This window comes from Bombella pluederhausensis, assembly GCF_026385525.1.
Taxonomy (GTDB): Bacteria; Pseudomonadota; Alphaproteobacteria; order Acetobacterales; family Acetobacteraceae; genus Bombella; species Bombella pluederhausensis.
Genome location: NZ_JANIDY010000001.1, coordinates 756,761 through 771,914 on the forward strand (window position 1 = coordinate 756,761; position 15,154 = coordinate 771,914).

Genomic DNA, 15,154 nt, shown 5'->3' on the forward strand with positions numbered 1-15,154 from the left:
GCAACAGATAAATAATAGACATTTCAGCGGGGAATAAGCCGCCCACGCTGCCATGATTCCGCAGCTTCCTCCGGCCCCATGCCATCAATGCTCACAGCATGGTCGAGCGCGCTCATGACCTTATTGCTCAGCATCATAATGGACAGCTCATCGAGCATGTCCTCATCCACTTCGTCACGCAATCCCTTACGAAGGACCAGCCTTGCCGTCTGTACCTGCCCAGATAGCAAGTCACCATTCGGCAGAATTTCCAGCATGTCTGTATGGAAAATAGCATGAGGCTGCCAAATAGCCACAAGCGGGCATTCCCCTGCTGTCTCAGCTTGTTGCAGCCGAGGCATGACATCCTCCACTGTTACAACATCATGCGACAGGTCCTTGAGACTTGGATACCGTTCAGACATCTTTTCCACATAAGGACGGACATCTTCTGTCATAAGCAGAGATGTGAAATCCCCCACCTTCCAACCAGCTCCCTTCCCCGCCTTTTTCAGAGCAGAAAAATTAAGCTCAGGATGATATAAACTGCCAATGACCTCATGGCCACGGGCCAGAATAGCATCATCCTGCGGAAACCACGCAGAAACAAGAATATCAATTTCGCCGTCATCCAGCGCCTGAAGACGTTCATCAGGCCCCAGGTCTGCATAGGCTACGGCCTCACCATTCGCCTCGATAACACGGGCGACACCGCTGGCACAGGCGGCATGCAACGCCGTGTAAAGATGACCAATAGTGAGATATGACATAAACCTGCCTCGTATCAGGAAGAAAACTACAACCCGGGATAAACACCACCCGCTGTTTTGTGAAGCCCTGCGCACCTCTGCCTCAGGAGACAGGGCTTCCTGGAACGGTTCTTTACCCCACAAAGTTACCAGATCTTCACTCTCTGCTCGGGAGCCAGATACAGCTTATCACCAGCTTTCACACCAAACGCCTCATACCAGAGGTCGATATTATGAGCTGGCATATTAACCCGGCTTGTAGCCGGAGCATGTTCGTTAGAAAGTACCTGCCGCCGTAGGGCATCAGGCCGATCCTTCTCTCGCCAAACCTGAGCCCAGCCAAGAAAGACACGCTGGTCCCCCGTCCAGCCATGGGCTGAAACATCGGGCTTGCCGTGCAGGCTGTCATGATAGGCCTGAAGCGCCAGATTCAGCCCACCAAGATCAGCGATATTCTCACCCATTGTCATGGCGCCATTAACGTGCAGGCCCGGAAGCACTTCCTCGGCGTCATATTGTGCACCAAGTCTTTTGGCTCTGGCCTCAAACGCACGAGACGATTCACGGCTCCACCAGTCATGAAGGCGACCATGTTCATCATAATGGCGCCCTTGATCGTCAAAACCATGACTCATCTCATGCCCGATGACACCGCCAATGCCACCATAATTGACGGCCATATCTCCATTAGGATCAAAGAAGGGTGGCTGCAGAATAGCGGCCGGAAAGACGATTTCATTCTTTACTGGGTCATTATAGGCGTTGACCGTCTGCGGGGTCATATCCCATTCGTCCCTGTCCACAGGACGATCAAGCTGATCTAGGCGATGATGCCAGTTGAAAGCGACACTGCGTGACGCATTACCATAAACATCATCTGGCTTAATGACTAATGACGAATAATCCCACCATTTATGCGGATACCCGACCTGCATGGCAAAATGATCGAGCTTGACCAAAGCAGCCTTACGGGTGGAGGCATCCATCCAATCATTATGCTCCAACCGCCCCCGGAAAGCTGCCTTCAGTTCCTGAACAAGGGCGGTAATCCGTTCTTTTGCTTCGGGCGGAAAATAAGCCTGAACATATAGACGGCCTAGCGCCCAGCCCATAGCCGTATTGGTTGCTCGGACAGCCCGCTTCCACCGTACAGGCTGTCTGGCAACACCTGTTAGAACCCGACCATTAAAGTTGAACGATGCATCCGAAAATTCATGAGACAGGTAAGGGGCGGCATTATCCGCGAGATGAAACGCCAGCCATGCCTGAATGGTAGCCCGGTCCGTGCTAGCAATTATCTTCGTCATGGCGGCGATAGACTGCGGTTCCCTGACATCAATCACCCGCTCCATCAGCCCTGCTTCTGGCAGGCCCATAGTACGCAGATAGGTGATCCAATCCACATCAGGCGCTAATGCAATGAGAGCCTTCACTGTCATGGGATTGAACATCTTCACGGGATCACGAGTCTGGTCGCGAGGCGTTTCTACCTTCGCCAGAGCCGTTTCCAGAGCCACCACAGTCGAAGCATTATTGGTAGGATCAGCCCAACCCAGCAAGGCAAGCATCTTTGCTACATAAGCCCGATAGGCGTTCTTCTGAGGAGCAAGGGCTGGATTGGTATAATAGCTGATATCAGGCAACCCCAATCCGCCGCTAATCCCTATACTCATGCCCTGGTCCAGCATCAGCATGTAATGTTCAGGATCTTTCTGATTCTGTTCAATATCAAGAGCAAACGGGCTGAACATCAGTGAGCCAGATGCCTGCCCGAACAGACGAGCCAGAGACGCACTATCGCCAAACTGACGAATCTGCTCCAGCTCTGCGGCCAGAGGCGTACTCCCCTTGGCATCAACGGCCTTCTGGTTCAGGAAACTGCTGTAATATGTGGCCAGCTTTCCTCTCTCATCTTCAACTTCAGCGTAAGGAAGAAGCTTTTCCAGAAGATTCTTCTGACGCTGTTGCGACAGCTCGAAAAGAGTATGGAACGGCCCATAGCTGCTCATGTCATCAGGAATATGCAGCTGTCGAATATAACGACCATTGGCGTATGTAAAAAAATCCTGACCGGGTGGGGTTCCCGGATCCATACCCGCCTGATCAAAACCCCAGCCATTCTGGTAGGCCCGGGCAGACGGTGACTGTGCAGAAGCCACAGCAGCATGACCTCCCATGCAAATCCCAGCTCCCATGACCATGAGAATGCTGCACTGTTTCAGAGCAGAACGGAATGATGGAACCTTCATAATACCCCCTCCAGAGAATAAAAGATGACGTCAGCTCTGCTGAAGCAGTTGCCGAGCAAAAGACTTCTGTTTCCATGAAATCAGAGCATGAAGACCTTTCGCCAACCATCTCTGCATCCTGGAATGTGGGGTCAGACCCGATGTTTTCAGAATCATGGCCGTGACACGATCAAGATGCTTCTGGCGGTAGAAAGACAAGGCACGCGCCATATAGGCCGCAATGCAGCTCTTGTGATCGTAACGCTGTACGCCAGATGAGTTGGTTATGTAATAAGCCGTTGCCAGCTCATCATCCTCACTTTCCATGACACGGCTCAGCGCAATCCGCAGGCGGAACCACCGTCCCAGCTTTTCCCGTTCCAGATAACGATGCATATTATCGTAGAACAGCTTAAAATGACGGTATTCATCAGCGGCGATCTGCTTGCAGACAGCCTTCAGGACAGGTTCCTCCGTGGCATCAGCCAACGCCGTATAGAAAGAAGATGTTCCTGTCTCCACCATACAACGGGCAATCAGCTCTCCCGTACGAGAACCACGAATAGATGATGAAACTTCCGTATCGATCTTATAGGCCTCCCTATATCGATTGAAAGCGTCCTCATAATTCCACTCAGGGTCAGCCAGCATGGCCCATTTACCCAGCGCATCACCGTGCTGCACCTCCTCCTCAGCCCAGTTCTCTGCTGCATCACTAAAGCCAGAATCATCATGAAACACGTTCTGGAGATAATGCGTGTAGTCCCGTGCATTACGCTCCACCACGGAGGCAGCCTTCACAAGCGCAAGGATATCTGGATTCACTTTTGTCGCATCAAAAGCTGCCCAGTCCATCTGATCAATCTGCCAATGTTTCATAGAGACACACCCTCTTTCCCATAATGGCGTTAACACTTCATGTATGTGCCATATTTTTCAGATGGCATACTGAGCCGCTTTTGGGTAGGTGTAGGCGGCCAACCCTGGAGACAAAAGCTAGATGACTGAACAGACCTGCCCCTCGCCACAGACGGCCACCCTCCGGCACGACTGGACACGCGAAGAAGCAGAAGCCCTGCTTGCGCTACCCTTTCCGGAGCTCATTTTCCGGGCCCAGCTGGCGCATCGCCAATTTTTTGACCCCACAAAAGTACAGATATCAACTCTGCTCTCCATCAAGAGCGGTGGCTGCCCGGAGGACTGCGCCTACTGCCCTCAGAGCGCCCATCACGATAAACGTATGGAAGCCGAAAAGCTCATGCCGCTGGAGCGTGTTATCGCCGATGCAAAACGCTCTAAGGAGGCTGGGGCTGGCCGGTTTTGCATGGGGGCCGCATGGCGTGCCCCGAAGGACCGAGACCTTGATGCTGTCTGCCGTATGGTGGAAGAAGTCAAAGCGCTTGGACTGGAAACATGCCTAACAGTTGGCATGCTGACACCCAGCCAGTCCGCCCGCCTGAAGGAAGCCGGATTAGATTATTATAATCATAATCTGGATACCTCAGAGGATTTCTACGGCAAGATTATCACCACCCGGACCTATCAGGAGCGTCTGGATACGCTGGCAAATGTGCGGGATGCTGGCATCAAAATCTGCTGTGGCGGTATCATCGGAATGGGAGAAGACACACAGGACCGTGCGGGCCTTCTCACGACTCTGGCTAATCTACCAACCCACCCGGAAAGTGTGCCCATCAACCTACTCGTAAAAGTTGAAGGAACACCTCTGGCTGATGAAGACACTGTGGACCCCATCACCTTTGCCCGTGTCATCGCCACAGCGCGCATCATGATGCCAGCTAGCCATGTCCGTCTGGCCGCAGGACGTGAGAACATGTCTGAATCCACACATGCACTCTGCTTCCTCGCTGGAGCCAATTCCATCTTCTGGGGAGAAAAACTTCTTACTACCCCGAACCCCGCACAGAACCGGGATACCGAGCTGCTGGCCATGCTCGGCATGAGCCCCACGATGCAGACCAGCGCTACGGCCTGAGCATCGCTTATCGAACAAGATATAAAAAACGCTCCTGCAACCTAGTCAGGAGCGTTTTTTTATATCCTCATCCTTATTGTTCTTTGGCTTGCATTTTCTGGCTATCCGCCACCTGACGCAGAACATTATCAGCCGCCTGAATCTGCCCTGCTGCCCGTAAAGCCCGTGCTTCCAACAGGAGAGCCCGGCGCATGGCCTCGTAATTTGTTTCCTCCTCTCTGACTTGGGCCAGAGAACGAGCTTCATCAGCTGCCTGCTGCCACTGCTGATCCATCATCAACCGGCGTACAAGCAACTCTCGCAGGTTTGCCTGATCTTCTTCTGCCTTACTTTTTGAGAGATGATTGATGGCATCATCAAGAACAGCCCTATCGGACAGCTCCGCTGCATCAAGACCGATCATCCCATATGCCTCAAGGCTGACTGATCCATCCTCGCTTGTTTTGGCGATCCGAGCTTCCTCCTCGGAAGCCTGCCACTGCTGCCGCTCATAAAGGGCAGACGAACGAACAAGATGCAAATCAGCCTGCCGTGCATCTGTCCAGCCTCTTACCGTTAACGCATCAGAGACCTTACGCAGAGTTGCCAGACAGTCATCATAAGCTTTCAGCCGCAACTCACTTGTAGCCAGATTAAAGCCAGCATCATGAATAGCCTGCGGATCATTGCTCAAAAATGCCCGGTCCAGAGCTGTCGCATATTGCTGACGAGCCTGCTTGATATAGCCCAGTTTAAAAACGCTATCACCGGCCTGCATCATAGTGGCGTAGCGGCTATCCTCCCACGCCTCTTTTCCACCAGAACACCCGGCAAGAAGACTGGCAGATAGCGCAAGAGACAAAGCGGGAAGAAGGAAAGGACGCCTCATTGTCTAACCTCCTTAGCCGGCAACCTACGGCTGTGGCGATGTTTATGACCACTGCTATGCCCCCCTAGAATCCACAGGCTACGCAGCTGGTCACTCAACTGACGAAGACTGTCCGCTGTTGCCTCAGCCTCAGCCAAAACAGCAGGTAGCTGCTCTGTTGCTTCAGCCACGTTATGAACGGTACGGTTCATGTCAGGAACAGACTTTTTCAACCCAGTAGTCATGCCGTGGACGTCCCGCATGGTGCCATTAGCCTCATTCAGCGTGATCTGGAGTTTACGCTCAAGCGGCTGTACATTCTCAATAGCCTGATTCAGAGAAAGCAGGATGCTATTGATACGCTGGGCTGTTTCTTCTTTTGTCAGAAGGGCACCGGCTGTTCCCTTACCTGCATGAAGATCAACCATGATCTCCCGTGCCTGCTTGGTAATCTCCACTACGTTATTCATGGCCGGCAGAAGCTGTGCCCTCAGATCAATCAGCGTCTGGACAATCATATCCGCAGGGTTGGGCTCAACATTGGTATTTAGAACGGCATAGCCCCAATTCAGCGGCTCACCCTGCCCACGGGTAATTTCGATATACCCCGCTCCAGCGACCACCAGACGGCGTTTAATAGTCGCAACGCTATCACTCCTGATAAAACGCTCAAAATGAGGTTCAATCGTCCCTTCTGCGTACATACGGCCCGATTCATTAAGGTCGAGTTTTCGTATTTCCCCCACACGAACACCCATGACCTCAATGTCATTATTCACAGCCAAACCAGCCACGCCGCTTTCCGGAAGAACAAAATGAATGCGTCCTGCCGGGGTCAGCCACTGTTTGAGGAACCCGACCTCCACCAGTGAGGCCGTCAAAATGACAATGGCCAACAGAACGAGCAGCCCTACCCATTCATCCATGAAAGAACTTCTGAACAGAGGAGCTGCCAGACCGGTACGCCGACGAAAAAGCAGGGGACGCATCACATATCTCTCACTTTATGAGACCATTACCACCAAGACGGAAACGCTGCATGCCGGGTCTGGCATAACCTGCCCAAGCAGACCGCTCCGAGCCAATCCAGAGGACCGCACAGCCCCGCTCCCTTGCCACCGTCAACTCTGTAAAAAAGGCATTATACAGTTCAACAGGCGCACCAAGACTGACCGGGTTTTCCAGCAAAAGCAAGGAAGGTCTGTTCATGAAGGCCCGGACATATTCAGAACGTTTCCTATCAAGAGGTGAAAGTTTTTCAGGGAGCTGCGTTGGCAGACCCGGTAGACCAAAAAGCTGGGAAAGATGAACAGCCTCCGCAACCAGCTTGTCATAAGGCGTACGGCTATGATGCAGGCTCGGCCAGAGGATGTTCAGATGCATTTCATAGAGGTCTATCCAGCCACTATCACCTGTGATGCGACCAATACGACCACGCAGGGCTTGGGCACGCCGTTCATCCAGCTCTGCCCAATTCAACCCCATACAGCTGACACTTCCCTGCTTCCCGTTCGCTTCCTCCTCTTTCTTGACAGGAAGAAGCCCGGCGCAGAAATCCGTGAACTGAGCGGCCCGAACATCATCCCTGCATTCCACAAACACACATTCGCCCGGCTCTATGGAAAGATTATACCTTACCGGCGGCAGTCCCGTAGAATCTGATACAGGAATGGCGTCATCCAGCTTGAGGACAAAGCCATAACCACTTTCTGAAAGGGTCGTCTTCTCAGGCATCAGAAGCTCCCCAGAACAATGTCAACAAGCACGTTGATGACAAGAATGGACATGATTCCACGAGAGAAGCCCCGTGGCAGGAATGTTGTCAGATTATCTTCTGAAGTCACATCCATACCTGAAAGGCAGCAGCAGAGCCCAACACTAGCCCCACTCAGAAGAAACTTGAGGGGAATACCCACATAATCAACAAGCTGCATGCTGTTGATGACCTCAAAGATGAAGGACCAGATCGACACGGTGACGATCCCCTTCATCCAGCAGGCCACATAACCCATAGCTAGGGCAATCACGCTGAACAGCGTTCCTAGCGTGATGCCACTCACAGTCGTGGCAATCGTCCGGGGCACGACAAAAGCCAGAAAAGGATCAATCCCCATCCCACTCAGAGTTTTGAGTCGCCCGCCCGTTGTCAGGTTCCCCATTTCGGTCAGCATCAGCATACCGGAACGCCCAAGCAGGATAACCCCCACAAGAATAGGCGCAATTTCCCGCAACAAAACGCTGGATAGAAGACTACCCGTCATCTGAGACATGCCAGCGAAACCAAGCCAGTACACAGCCTGCGATACCAGCCCCAGCCCGGTGATAAACGCCACAACCACCACGCTGAAAAAACCGCTACCAACGAGCTGACGCAGGTTGCGCCGGAACTCAATAAGAACCGTCCGGCGCCATGCGCTGGGGTGTAGCATCTCATAGAGAACACCCCAAGCCCCACCAATCATGATCAGAAAGAAACGGGGCTGAGACCGGGAGAAGCGCCCAAGAATAGCCAGTCCGCTATTGATGATGGCAAAACGCTCCGAGAAATTCATCGTTTCCCTACCACGCCACTCTCGCTTCTACCTGCCAGAATGTAGCTATTGGCAATCCCATTATTAGGCAGGAAGAACTCGCCCCGCAGACGGAACAGGAACAGCCCCTGCAATGTCTGATAAGCACGCTCGGAAACCTGTATCTGCCCGCCATCAGGGGCATTGTGGGCAAGAGCTTCAGCCATCGTCAGCCCCTCACCCCACAGATTGAAAATATCGTGCCTTTCCCCGAAATGCGCCACAAGAACAGAGCCGATATCTATCCCTATCCGGAACATAAGCTGCGTATTCATCTGGGCGATAACCATCAAGCACGCTTCACGGATACCGATGGCCGCCTCTGCAAGATGGACAGCCCCTTCAGCATCCGGCTCCTGCATGCAGCTTCCCAGAAAAATGAAGCGGTTTCCTGCCACCTGAATGGAGAACAGGCTGCGATCTTTGGCTATCGCTTCAATCTTTTCGGCCAGCTCAGCCACCAGCTCCAGCATAGCCTGAGCTGTATCACGGTTGGACGAATAGGACTCGAAGAACTCCAACACCATGATCGGTACAGTCGGGTACAGACCCGGCAATGGAAGATCAGACCCCTCATTTTCATCAGGACGGAGAATAAAGCCTTCAACGATCCTCATTTGAGGTCTGGAGGCTCTTGTAGCGAGAGATGCGGATGCCTGCCCTTGTTCGGAGGCAATCTTCTTTTCTTCCTCCTGCACCTGACCAAAACGAACCGCCAAAACAGACGAAATGAGCATGATGACCCGATCAACTTCACCAAGCTGGATAGGGTCCTCCAGCATAATAGCGCCAACCGGGCGGTGTTCCTCCATCACAGGCATGAAGAAAAGATGGCTAGTTCCAATCATCCGCATGACAACACGCTGCACGCTCTGAAACCGCTGATCCCCTTCTGCATCACGCAGGTCTATGGAATGCCCCCCATCGAGATATTCGAATAGGCCAGGATGCCCATTCCGGGTTAGCTCCATGCCGGAGCCATGGGCATCCTTCTCCCGATCGAACATATCTTCACAGAGAAGCCTGTCACCATCAGAAAGCAGGCGCCATATGCTGGCCCGGCGGGCTACGGCCCGCTCTGCCAAAGCTTCACAGAAATAAGGCTGCTCCTGCTCGGAATTGAGCAGCCCATCCATATTGGTAATTTTGAGAAGAACAGCATTGTCCTCCTTCTTTTTCACCTCAATGGAACTCAGCCCCTTCTGTAACCGTTCAACACGCCGCCCCTGATAGATCAGCCCCATGGCAAGGACCAAAGCCAGCCCAACGATAACAAGAGAGAAATAAACAGCCTGCTTCTGAACAACGTGCGTAAAGCTTGCAAAATCGCTTTCAGGCGCATTCAGCAATAGCACCCATGAGCGTTTGGCAAGAGGCATGGCAGATGCAATGGTGACGTAATCTTCACCTCTGGCATTGACCATCCCCGTGCCGTCACCCATCACACGAAAGACATTCAATGCCCGAATGAATACAGGTTGCGTCTTAGGATCCAGATGCACATCGGTAGCATCAAAGCCCGGCTTTCCTATATCCATCATGTTGTGACCAGCAATTACATGGCCACTCAAATCCACAATGACAGCCTGCCCGCTCTTACCCACCTTGAGGCTGTTAACGAATTTCGTCAGCTGGTTCAGAGAGATGCTGATGGCAAAAACAACATGCCGACCATCCAGCGTATGAAATGCCAGAGAGGCCGTAACAATAAACTGATGAGTCGACAGATACGGATAAGGGTCTGTCCAGTACAGACGGTTATCAGGTGACCTGTTCTCAAAACGAATGGCACCCGTGAACCATGGGCGCAGCCGTGGATCATATCCCTCTGCCGAAAGTCTATCGGTGGAAATGAGACGGCCGTCTTTATCTGTGATCCTGTGCCGGTAATAAGGAGCCCCGTCTTCCTGCTGTAGGGTTGTTTCCTCATACTCACCTTCACGGCGGGTCGACATCCAGAAATGACCCTGATCGTCCGCCATGTAGAAACTATCCACATGCGGCATCCCCCGCAAGACGGAACGACCCAACGCCATGAAGGTCGCCGCATTCAGCTTTATGTCATCACTGGCAAGCATATTACTCGCCATGAATGAGATGCCAGTCGCAGGCGACAGATAGTGGCTAACCTCCTCGGTGATGTAGCGCTGCTGGCTCCTGAGCAGATTTCGCGAAAGCGTGATCGCCCCTTCCCGCATGGTCCGATAGGTATACAGTGTGACAAAGGCAATTGTCACAATGACGAGGAACACACCCAGAATTGGCCCGATGAACTGGAACAGCTGCCAGCGGCGCCCTGTGGTATCAATGGCAGGATTGATGATCTCATCTGTTGCCAAGGCTCTAAAATCCCCTTTGGTCATCCGGTATCCCGAAATGATACCTTGTATCCCATGCTGGAATAGGGCGAAGTTCCCTCTCCCAGATTCACCACTATCATGCGGACAATGATGAAGCGCAACCATCTTTCACGCCGTGCTGTCATTTCACTAACAGGAAATGAACGTATCAGCTTTCTAAATGGCCTCATAACCAACGATATACAGACTCTTTCACTCAATGCCAGCTGTTGGGCAGCCATGCTCAATGCACAAGGGCGTATCCAAACGCTCTTTTTCCTCTGGAAGACCGAAACGGCGCTTCTGATGGATCTTCCAGAAGAACAGGCCGACTCTTTCATCAAGACACTCCGCCGGTTCAGGCTACGTGCCGATGTGCAGATCGAGCGTCAGGACAGCGCCATCCTGACTGGCCCTCCTGACAGTGCCCCCCCAGAAGGGGCCACCCTCCATACAATGGACCCACGCCATCCCGCTTTAGGCTGGCGTGCCATCGTACCAGCCTCCCTACCGACAACAGATGCGGATGATACCACCCTACTGACTCGCCGTCTTCTAGCTGGCATCCCTGATGATAACGACATAATTGCCGGTCAGACGCTCGTGCTGGAAGCCAACATGGACCATCTCCATGGGGTTTCATGGACAAAAGGCTGCTATCTGGGACAGGAGGTCACAGCCCGTACGCATTATCGGGGCCTCATCAAAAAACGAATCCTCCCCATCACCTCCTCTGATGGAAAACCTCTATCTGAAGAAGGCATTATTACCCTCGAAGGGCAGGATGTTGGCGAGCTTCGGTCTCATGATGGCCAATACGGATTAGCCCTGCTCCATCGCAAAGCATGGACTGCATCTGGCCTGATGCTGGGGCAACAGACCATAACACTAAACTGGCCAGACTGGCTTCCCAAAGATGAGAACACCCAGCAAGAGAAAGCACCCTGATATGACATGGAAACCCATTACATCCCCCATTCTCGACACCTTGTTAGACAAGGTTCAGTTCAATGAGCAGGGCCTTATCAGCGCCATAGCGCAGGATGAAGCTGGTCATGTTCTCATGCTGGCATGGATGAACCGGGACGCTCTGGCCGAAACGCTGAAGACCGGCCGGGTGTGCTATTACTCCCGCAGCCGCAACAAATTATGGCGTAAAGGGGAAAGCTCTGGGCAGGAACAGCATCTTCTGGCCGCATCTCTGGATTGCGATGCAGACTGCCTTCTTCTAACCGTCCAACAAAAAGGTGTTGCGTGCCATACGGGACGCCGCAGCTGTTTCTACCAAGCCTTGACACCATCCGGAATCACGAACCTGACTGAACCGGATATCAGGCCAGAAACTCTCTATGGGGAGAAAGTATCTTCCTAATAAAAAAACCCCTCTCCATAATAGTGGAGAGGGGTTTTTCACCTCAGGGGGACGATCAAAGTAACCCCTCAGCATGATGCTTCAGATGGTCCTGAATAAAACTCTGCACGAACCAGTAAGAATGGTCATAGCCTTCATGGCGGCGCAGCGTCAGGGACTGACCTGCATCTCTGGCTGCCTGTTCAAGCCAATCAGGTCTCAGACGAGTAAGAAATTCATCATCAAGCCCCTGATCAACTAGAAACATCCCCGGATGGGTCCGTCCACTTTGCAGAAGAAGGCAAGGATCATACTGCCCCCACTCTGCTTCATACCCACCAAAATAGGTAGCTGTTGCCTTCTGTCCCCAATCTACCCGCGAAGGTGCTGCGATAGGGGCGAAAGCAGACACGGTCGTCCATGCCTCAGCATCACCGAGAGCAACGGACAGAGCTCCCATTCCCCCCATGGAATGCCCCATGATTCCACGGCGACCTACCTTTATGGGGAAATGTTTTTCCACAAAAGCTGGTAGCTCATGGCGAACATAGGACCCCATGCGATAATGAGCTGCCCATGGGTCTGACGTGGCATCGACATAATAGCCTGCTCCTGTCCCCAGGTCATACGCCTCATCTTCACCAGCAACATCAGCCCCTCGTGGGGACGTATCCGGTGCTACCAGAGCAAGGCCATACTCAGCAGCATAGCGGATGGCATTGCTTTTGATGAGGAACGTATCCTGATTGCAGGTCAGCCCCGCCAGCACATACACTGCAGGTACGGCCTCACCGGCCAATGCCTTCTTTGGCAGGAACAGGTTGAACCGGGCAGGCAATCCCAGCTCATGCGACTGATGGGAGAGACAGCGTATCTCTCCCCCACAGCACGCATGACGTTCAACCAATGTGAATGGCTGTTCTGTCATAATGTGTAATTCACGATGTTACGAATGCCCTCACCACGCTCCATCATCTCGAAGCCCTTATTGATGTCATCCAGCTTCATCTCATGAGTGATGAGGTCATCAATGTTGATACGCCCTTCCATGTACCAATCCACGATTTTCGGTACATCTGTACGACCACGGGCACCACCGAAAGCAGAACCAATCCAGCGGCGGCCCGTCACCAGCTGGAACGGCCGTGTGCTGATCTCCTGCCCTGCACCAGCAACACCGATCACGCAGGATACACCCCAACCACGATGGGCACTTTCCAGAGCCTGACGCATCAGGGTCACGTTACCTACACACTCGAAGGTATAGTCAACACCACCGCCGGTCATTTCGATGAGATGAGCAACCAGATCGCCCTTCTCGCCCAGTTCCTTGGGGTTAACGAAATCAGTCATACCGAACTTACGAGCCATAGCGGCACGCTCAGGGTTGATGTCAATACCAATAATGCGGTTGGCCCCGACCATCTTGGCACCCTGAATGACATTCAGCCCAATACCACCAAGCCCGAAAACGGCTACCGTGGAGCCTGCTTCAACTTTCGCCGTAAACAGAACAGCCCCGATGCCGGTCGTCACGCCACAGCCAATGTAGCAAACCTTGTCGAAAGGGGCATCAGAACGAATCTTTGCCAGAGCAATTTCCGGCATAACCGTAAAGTTGGCGAAAGTGGAGCAGCCCATATAATGATGGACGGGTTTCCCTTTATAGGAAAAACGGGTCGTTCCATCCGGCATCAGCCCTTTACCCTGCGTGCTGCGGATGGATGTGCACAAATTTGTCTTACGGGATAGGCAGGACGGGCATTCACGACATTCCGGCGTGTAGAGAGGAATCACATGATCGCCGGGCTTCAGATGTTTTACGCCAGCTCCGACTTCCCGCACGATCCCGGCACCTTCATGCCCCAGAATGGAGGGGAATAGCCCTTCCGGGTCTTTGCCGGAGAGCGTGTATTTATCCGTGTGACACAGCCCTGTGGCCATAATCTCCACCAGAACTTCCCCATCACGAGGGCCTTCCAGCTGGACCGTATCTACGACCAGTGGTTTTCCTGCTTCGAGAGCAATTGCGGCGCGAACGTCCATTTCTTAATAATCCTGATCTGTCGCTGTTTCTTTGGCCTGAATTGTGCCACAGAATGAGCGGGCTTCAAGCCCTGACATATTCACCACTCCGTATGTGAGGAATTTGCCACCTTGATCATCAAACGCCGCTATGGCCTTTCCATATTGTTCCGGGAAATCATTCCGCCGTTGGTCATCCTGACAGGATGGGACTGTGTGGTGGTTATCCTCTTTCAGATTTTCCATCAGGAATGGATGGAGCAGCCGGCTCTGCCCTTCTCTCTCATGGGGTCTGCCTTGGCCATTTTTCTGGGCATACGCAACAACGCAGCCTATGCTCGCTGGTGGGAGGGAAGAACCCTATGGGGAGCTGTGACCAACAACTGCCGCTCTTTTGGCAGAGAGGTCGAGTCACTCCTTGGTGGGCAGCCCGATCTTGCTCGTGCCATGGCCGCCTACCCGTACATTCTTAAGTCATCCCTGAGTGGCAATAAGCCAGATGATGCTATCCGCACCCTGCTGGATGACGACACCTATCGATTCGTCTTTTCTTGCGGTAACCCGGCTAATGCCCTTCTTTACCGAATTGGGCAGTCCGTCCGGGAGCTCGTTGAGAAACGGAACGTGGATGGGGCCGTTCACGGCACCATCGACCGCATTCTCTCCGATCTCGCCAATGCTCAAGGGGGGCTGGAGCGTATCCGCAATACTCCCCTGCCGGTGCAGTATTCCATTCTGCCCAATGTCGTCACACATCTTTTCTGCATCCTTCTTCCACTGTCTGCCGTACAGACATTAGGGTGGATTACTCCACTTGGTTCCAGCATCATTGGTGTGCTTTTTCAGATGCTTGACCGTAGTGGGAGAAATCTTCAGGAGCCTTTCAAGAATAGTCCTCATGCCCTGCCTATGCTGACCATGAGCCGCACGATCGAACGTGATCTGCTCCAGCCATTGGGGTTGGAATCCCACCCCATGCCAGTCCCACGCTTTGGTCAGCTTCCCTGAGGTTCCATCGGCAGAAAGAGACCATGTAGGGGAAAGAAACCAGTCATTAGGTAAGGCAAGAC

Annotated in this window: 14 protein-coding genes; 4 read left to right on the plus strand and 10 right to left on the minus strand. The window is 52.9% G+C overall.

Features of this window, described 5'->3' with window-relative positions; genetic code table 11:
- Window positions 1-23: 23 nt before the first annotated feature.
- The 3 genes from NQF86_RS03410 to NQF86_RS03420 all read right to left on the minus strand — a co-directional run bounded on the left by NQF86_RS03410 (window position 24) and on the right by NQF86_RS03420 (window position 3,835).
- Window positions 24-749 carry a glycine betaine ABC transporter substrate-binding protein gene (locus tag NQF86_RS03410; protein WP_266116188.1) on the minus strand — a complete coding sequence of 242 codons (726 nt, stop codon included), beginning with the start codon at window positions 747-749 and terminating at the stop codon, window positions 24-26.
- A gap of 125 nt (window positions 750-874) precedes the next feature.
- Complete coding sequence (locus NQF86_RS03415) at window positions 875-2,977, minus strand: M13 family metallopeptidase (RefSeq protein ID WP_266116189.1); 2,103 nt, start codon at window positions 2,975-2,977, stop codon at window positions 875-877.
- Window positions 2,978-3,007: 30 nt separating this feature from the next.
- Window positions 3,008-3,835 carry a ferritin-like domain-containing protein gene (locus tag NQF86_RS03420; RefSeq protein WP_266116190.1) on the minus strand — a complete coding sequence of 276 codons (828 nt, stop codon included), beginning with the start codon at window positions 3,833-3,835 and terminating at the stop codon, window positions 3,008-3,010.
- Between the two features lie 121 nt (window positions 3,836-3,956).
- On the opposite strand from NQF86_RS03420, the gene bioB reads away from it, so the two are divergent.
- Window positions 3,957-4,952 (plus strand): biotin synthase BioB, encoded by a 996-nt coding sequence (bioB, locus tag NQF86_RS03425; protein ID WP_266116191.1) that lies wholly within the window; start codon window positions 3,957-3,959, stop codon window positions 4,950-4,952.
- A gap of 73 nt (window positions 4,953-5,025) precedes the next feature.
- On the opposite strand, the gene NQF86_RS03430 is transcribed toward bioB, so the two are convergent.
- The 5 genes from NQF86_RS03430 to NQF86_RS03450 all read right to left on the minus strand — a co-directional run bounded on the left by NQF86_RS03430 (window position 5,026) and on the right by NQF86_RS03450 (window position 10,732).
- Window positions 5,026-5,820 (minus strand): hypothetical protein, encoded by a 795-nt coding sequence (locus NQF86_RS03430; RefSeq protein WP_266116192.1) that lies wholly within the window; start codon window positions 5,818-5,820, stop codon window positions 5,026-5,028.
- A complete protein-coding gene (locus tag NQF86_RS03435) occupies window positions 5,817-6,725 on the minus strand; it encodes an MlaD family protein (protein ID WP_266116193.1) in 909 nt (302 codons plus the stop codon). Before NQF86_RS03435 ends, NQF86_RS03430 begins: the two co-directional genes overlap by 4 nt.
- Window positions 6,726-6,798: 73 nt before the next feature.
- Complete coding sequence (locus NQF86_RS03440) at window positions 6,799-7,533, minus strand: P-loop NTPase family protein (protein ID WP_266116194.1); 735 nt, start codon at window positions 7,531-7,533, stop codon at window positions 6,799-6,801.
- Window positions 7,533-8,351 (minus strand): MlaE family ABC transporter permease, encoded by an 819-nt coding sequence (locus NQF86_RS03445; RefSeq protein WP_266116195.1) that lies wholly within the window; start codon window positions 8,349-8,351, stop codon window positions 7,533-7,535. Before NQF86_RS03445 ends, NQF86_RS03440 begins: the two co-directional genes overlap by 1 nt.
- Window positions 8,348-10,732, minus strand: coding sequence for a cache domain-containing protein (locus NQF86_RS03450; RefSeq protein ID WP_266116196.1), 2,385 nt, complete (start codon window positions 10,730-10,732; stop codon window positions 8,348-8,350). Before NQF86_RS03450 ends, NQF86_RS03445 begins: the two co-directional genes overlap by 4 nt.
- 84 nt (window positions 10,733-10,816) lie before the next feature.
- Here NQF86_RS03450 and ygfZ point away from each other — a divergent pair, with 84 nt between their 5' ends.
- Complete coding sequence (gene ygfZ / locus NQF86_RS03455; RefSeq protein ID WP_266116197.1) at window positions 10,817-11,656, plus strand: CAF17-like 4Fe-4S cluster assembly/insertion protein YgfZ; 840 nt, start codon at window positions 10,817-10,819, stop codon at window positions 11,654-11,656.
- Between the two features lies 1 nt (window position 11,657).
- A complete protein-coding gene (hisI, locus tag NQF86_RS03460) occupies window positions 11,658-12,080 on the plus strand; it encodes a phosphoribosyl-AMP cyclohydrolase (protein WP_266116198.1) in 423 nt (140 codons plus the stop codon).
- A gap of 55 nt (window positions 12,081-12,135) precedes the next feature.
- On the opposite strand, the gene fghA is transcribed toward hisI, so the two are convergent.
- Both fghA and NQF86_RS03470 read right to left on the minus strand, forming a co-directional pair.
- Window positions 12,136-12,987, minus strand: coding sequence for an S-formylglutathione hydrolase (gene fghA, locus NQF86_RS03465; RefSeq protein WP_266116199.1), 852 nt, complete (start codon window positions 12,985-12,987; stop codon window positions 12,136-12,138).
- Window positions 12,984-14,105: an S-(hydroxymethyl)glutathione dehydrogenase/class III alcohol dehydrogenase gene (locus tag NQF86_RS03470; protein WP_266116200.1), complete on the minus strand. Its 1,122-nt coding sequence runs from the start codon at window positions 14,103-14,105 to the stop codon at window positions 12,984-12,986. The genes fghA and NQF86_RS03470 overlap by 4 nt, the downstream gene beginning before the upstream one ends.
- A 111-nt stretch (window positions 14,106-14,216) precedes the next feature.
- Between NQF86_RS03470 and NQF86_RS03475 the strand changes: the two genes are divergently transcribed.
- Entirely contained in the window at window positions 14,217-15,092 is an 876-nt protein-coding gene (locus tag NQF86_RS03475) for a bestrophin family protein (protein ID WP_266116201.1), read from the plus strand.
- Window positions 15,093-15,154 lie beyond the last annotated feature (62 nt).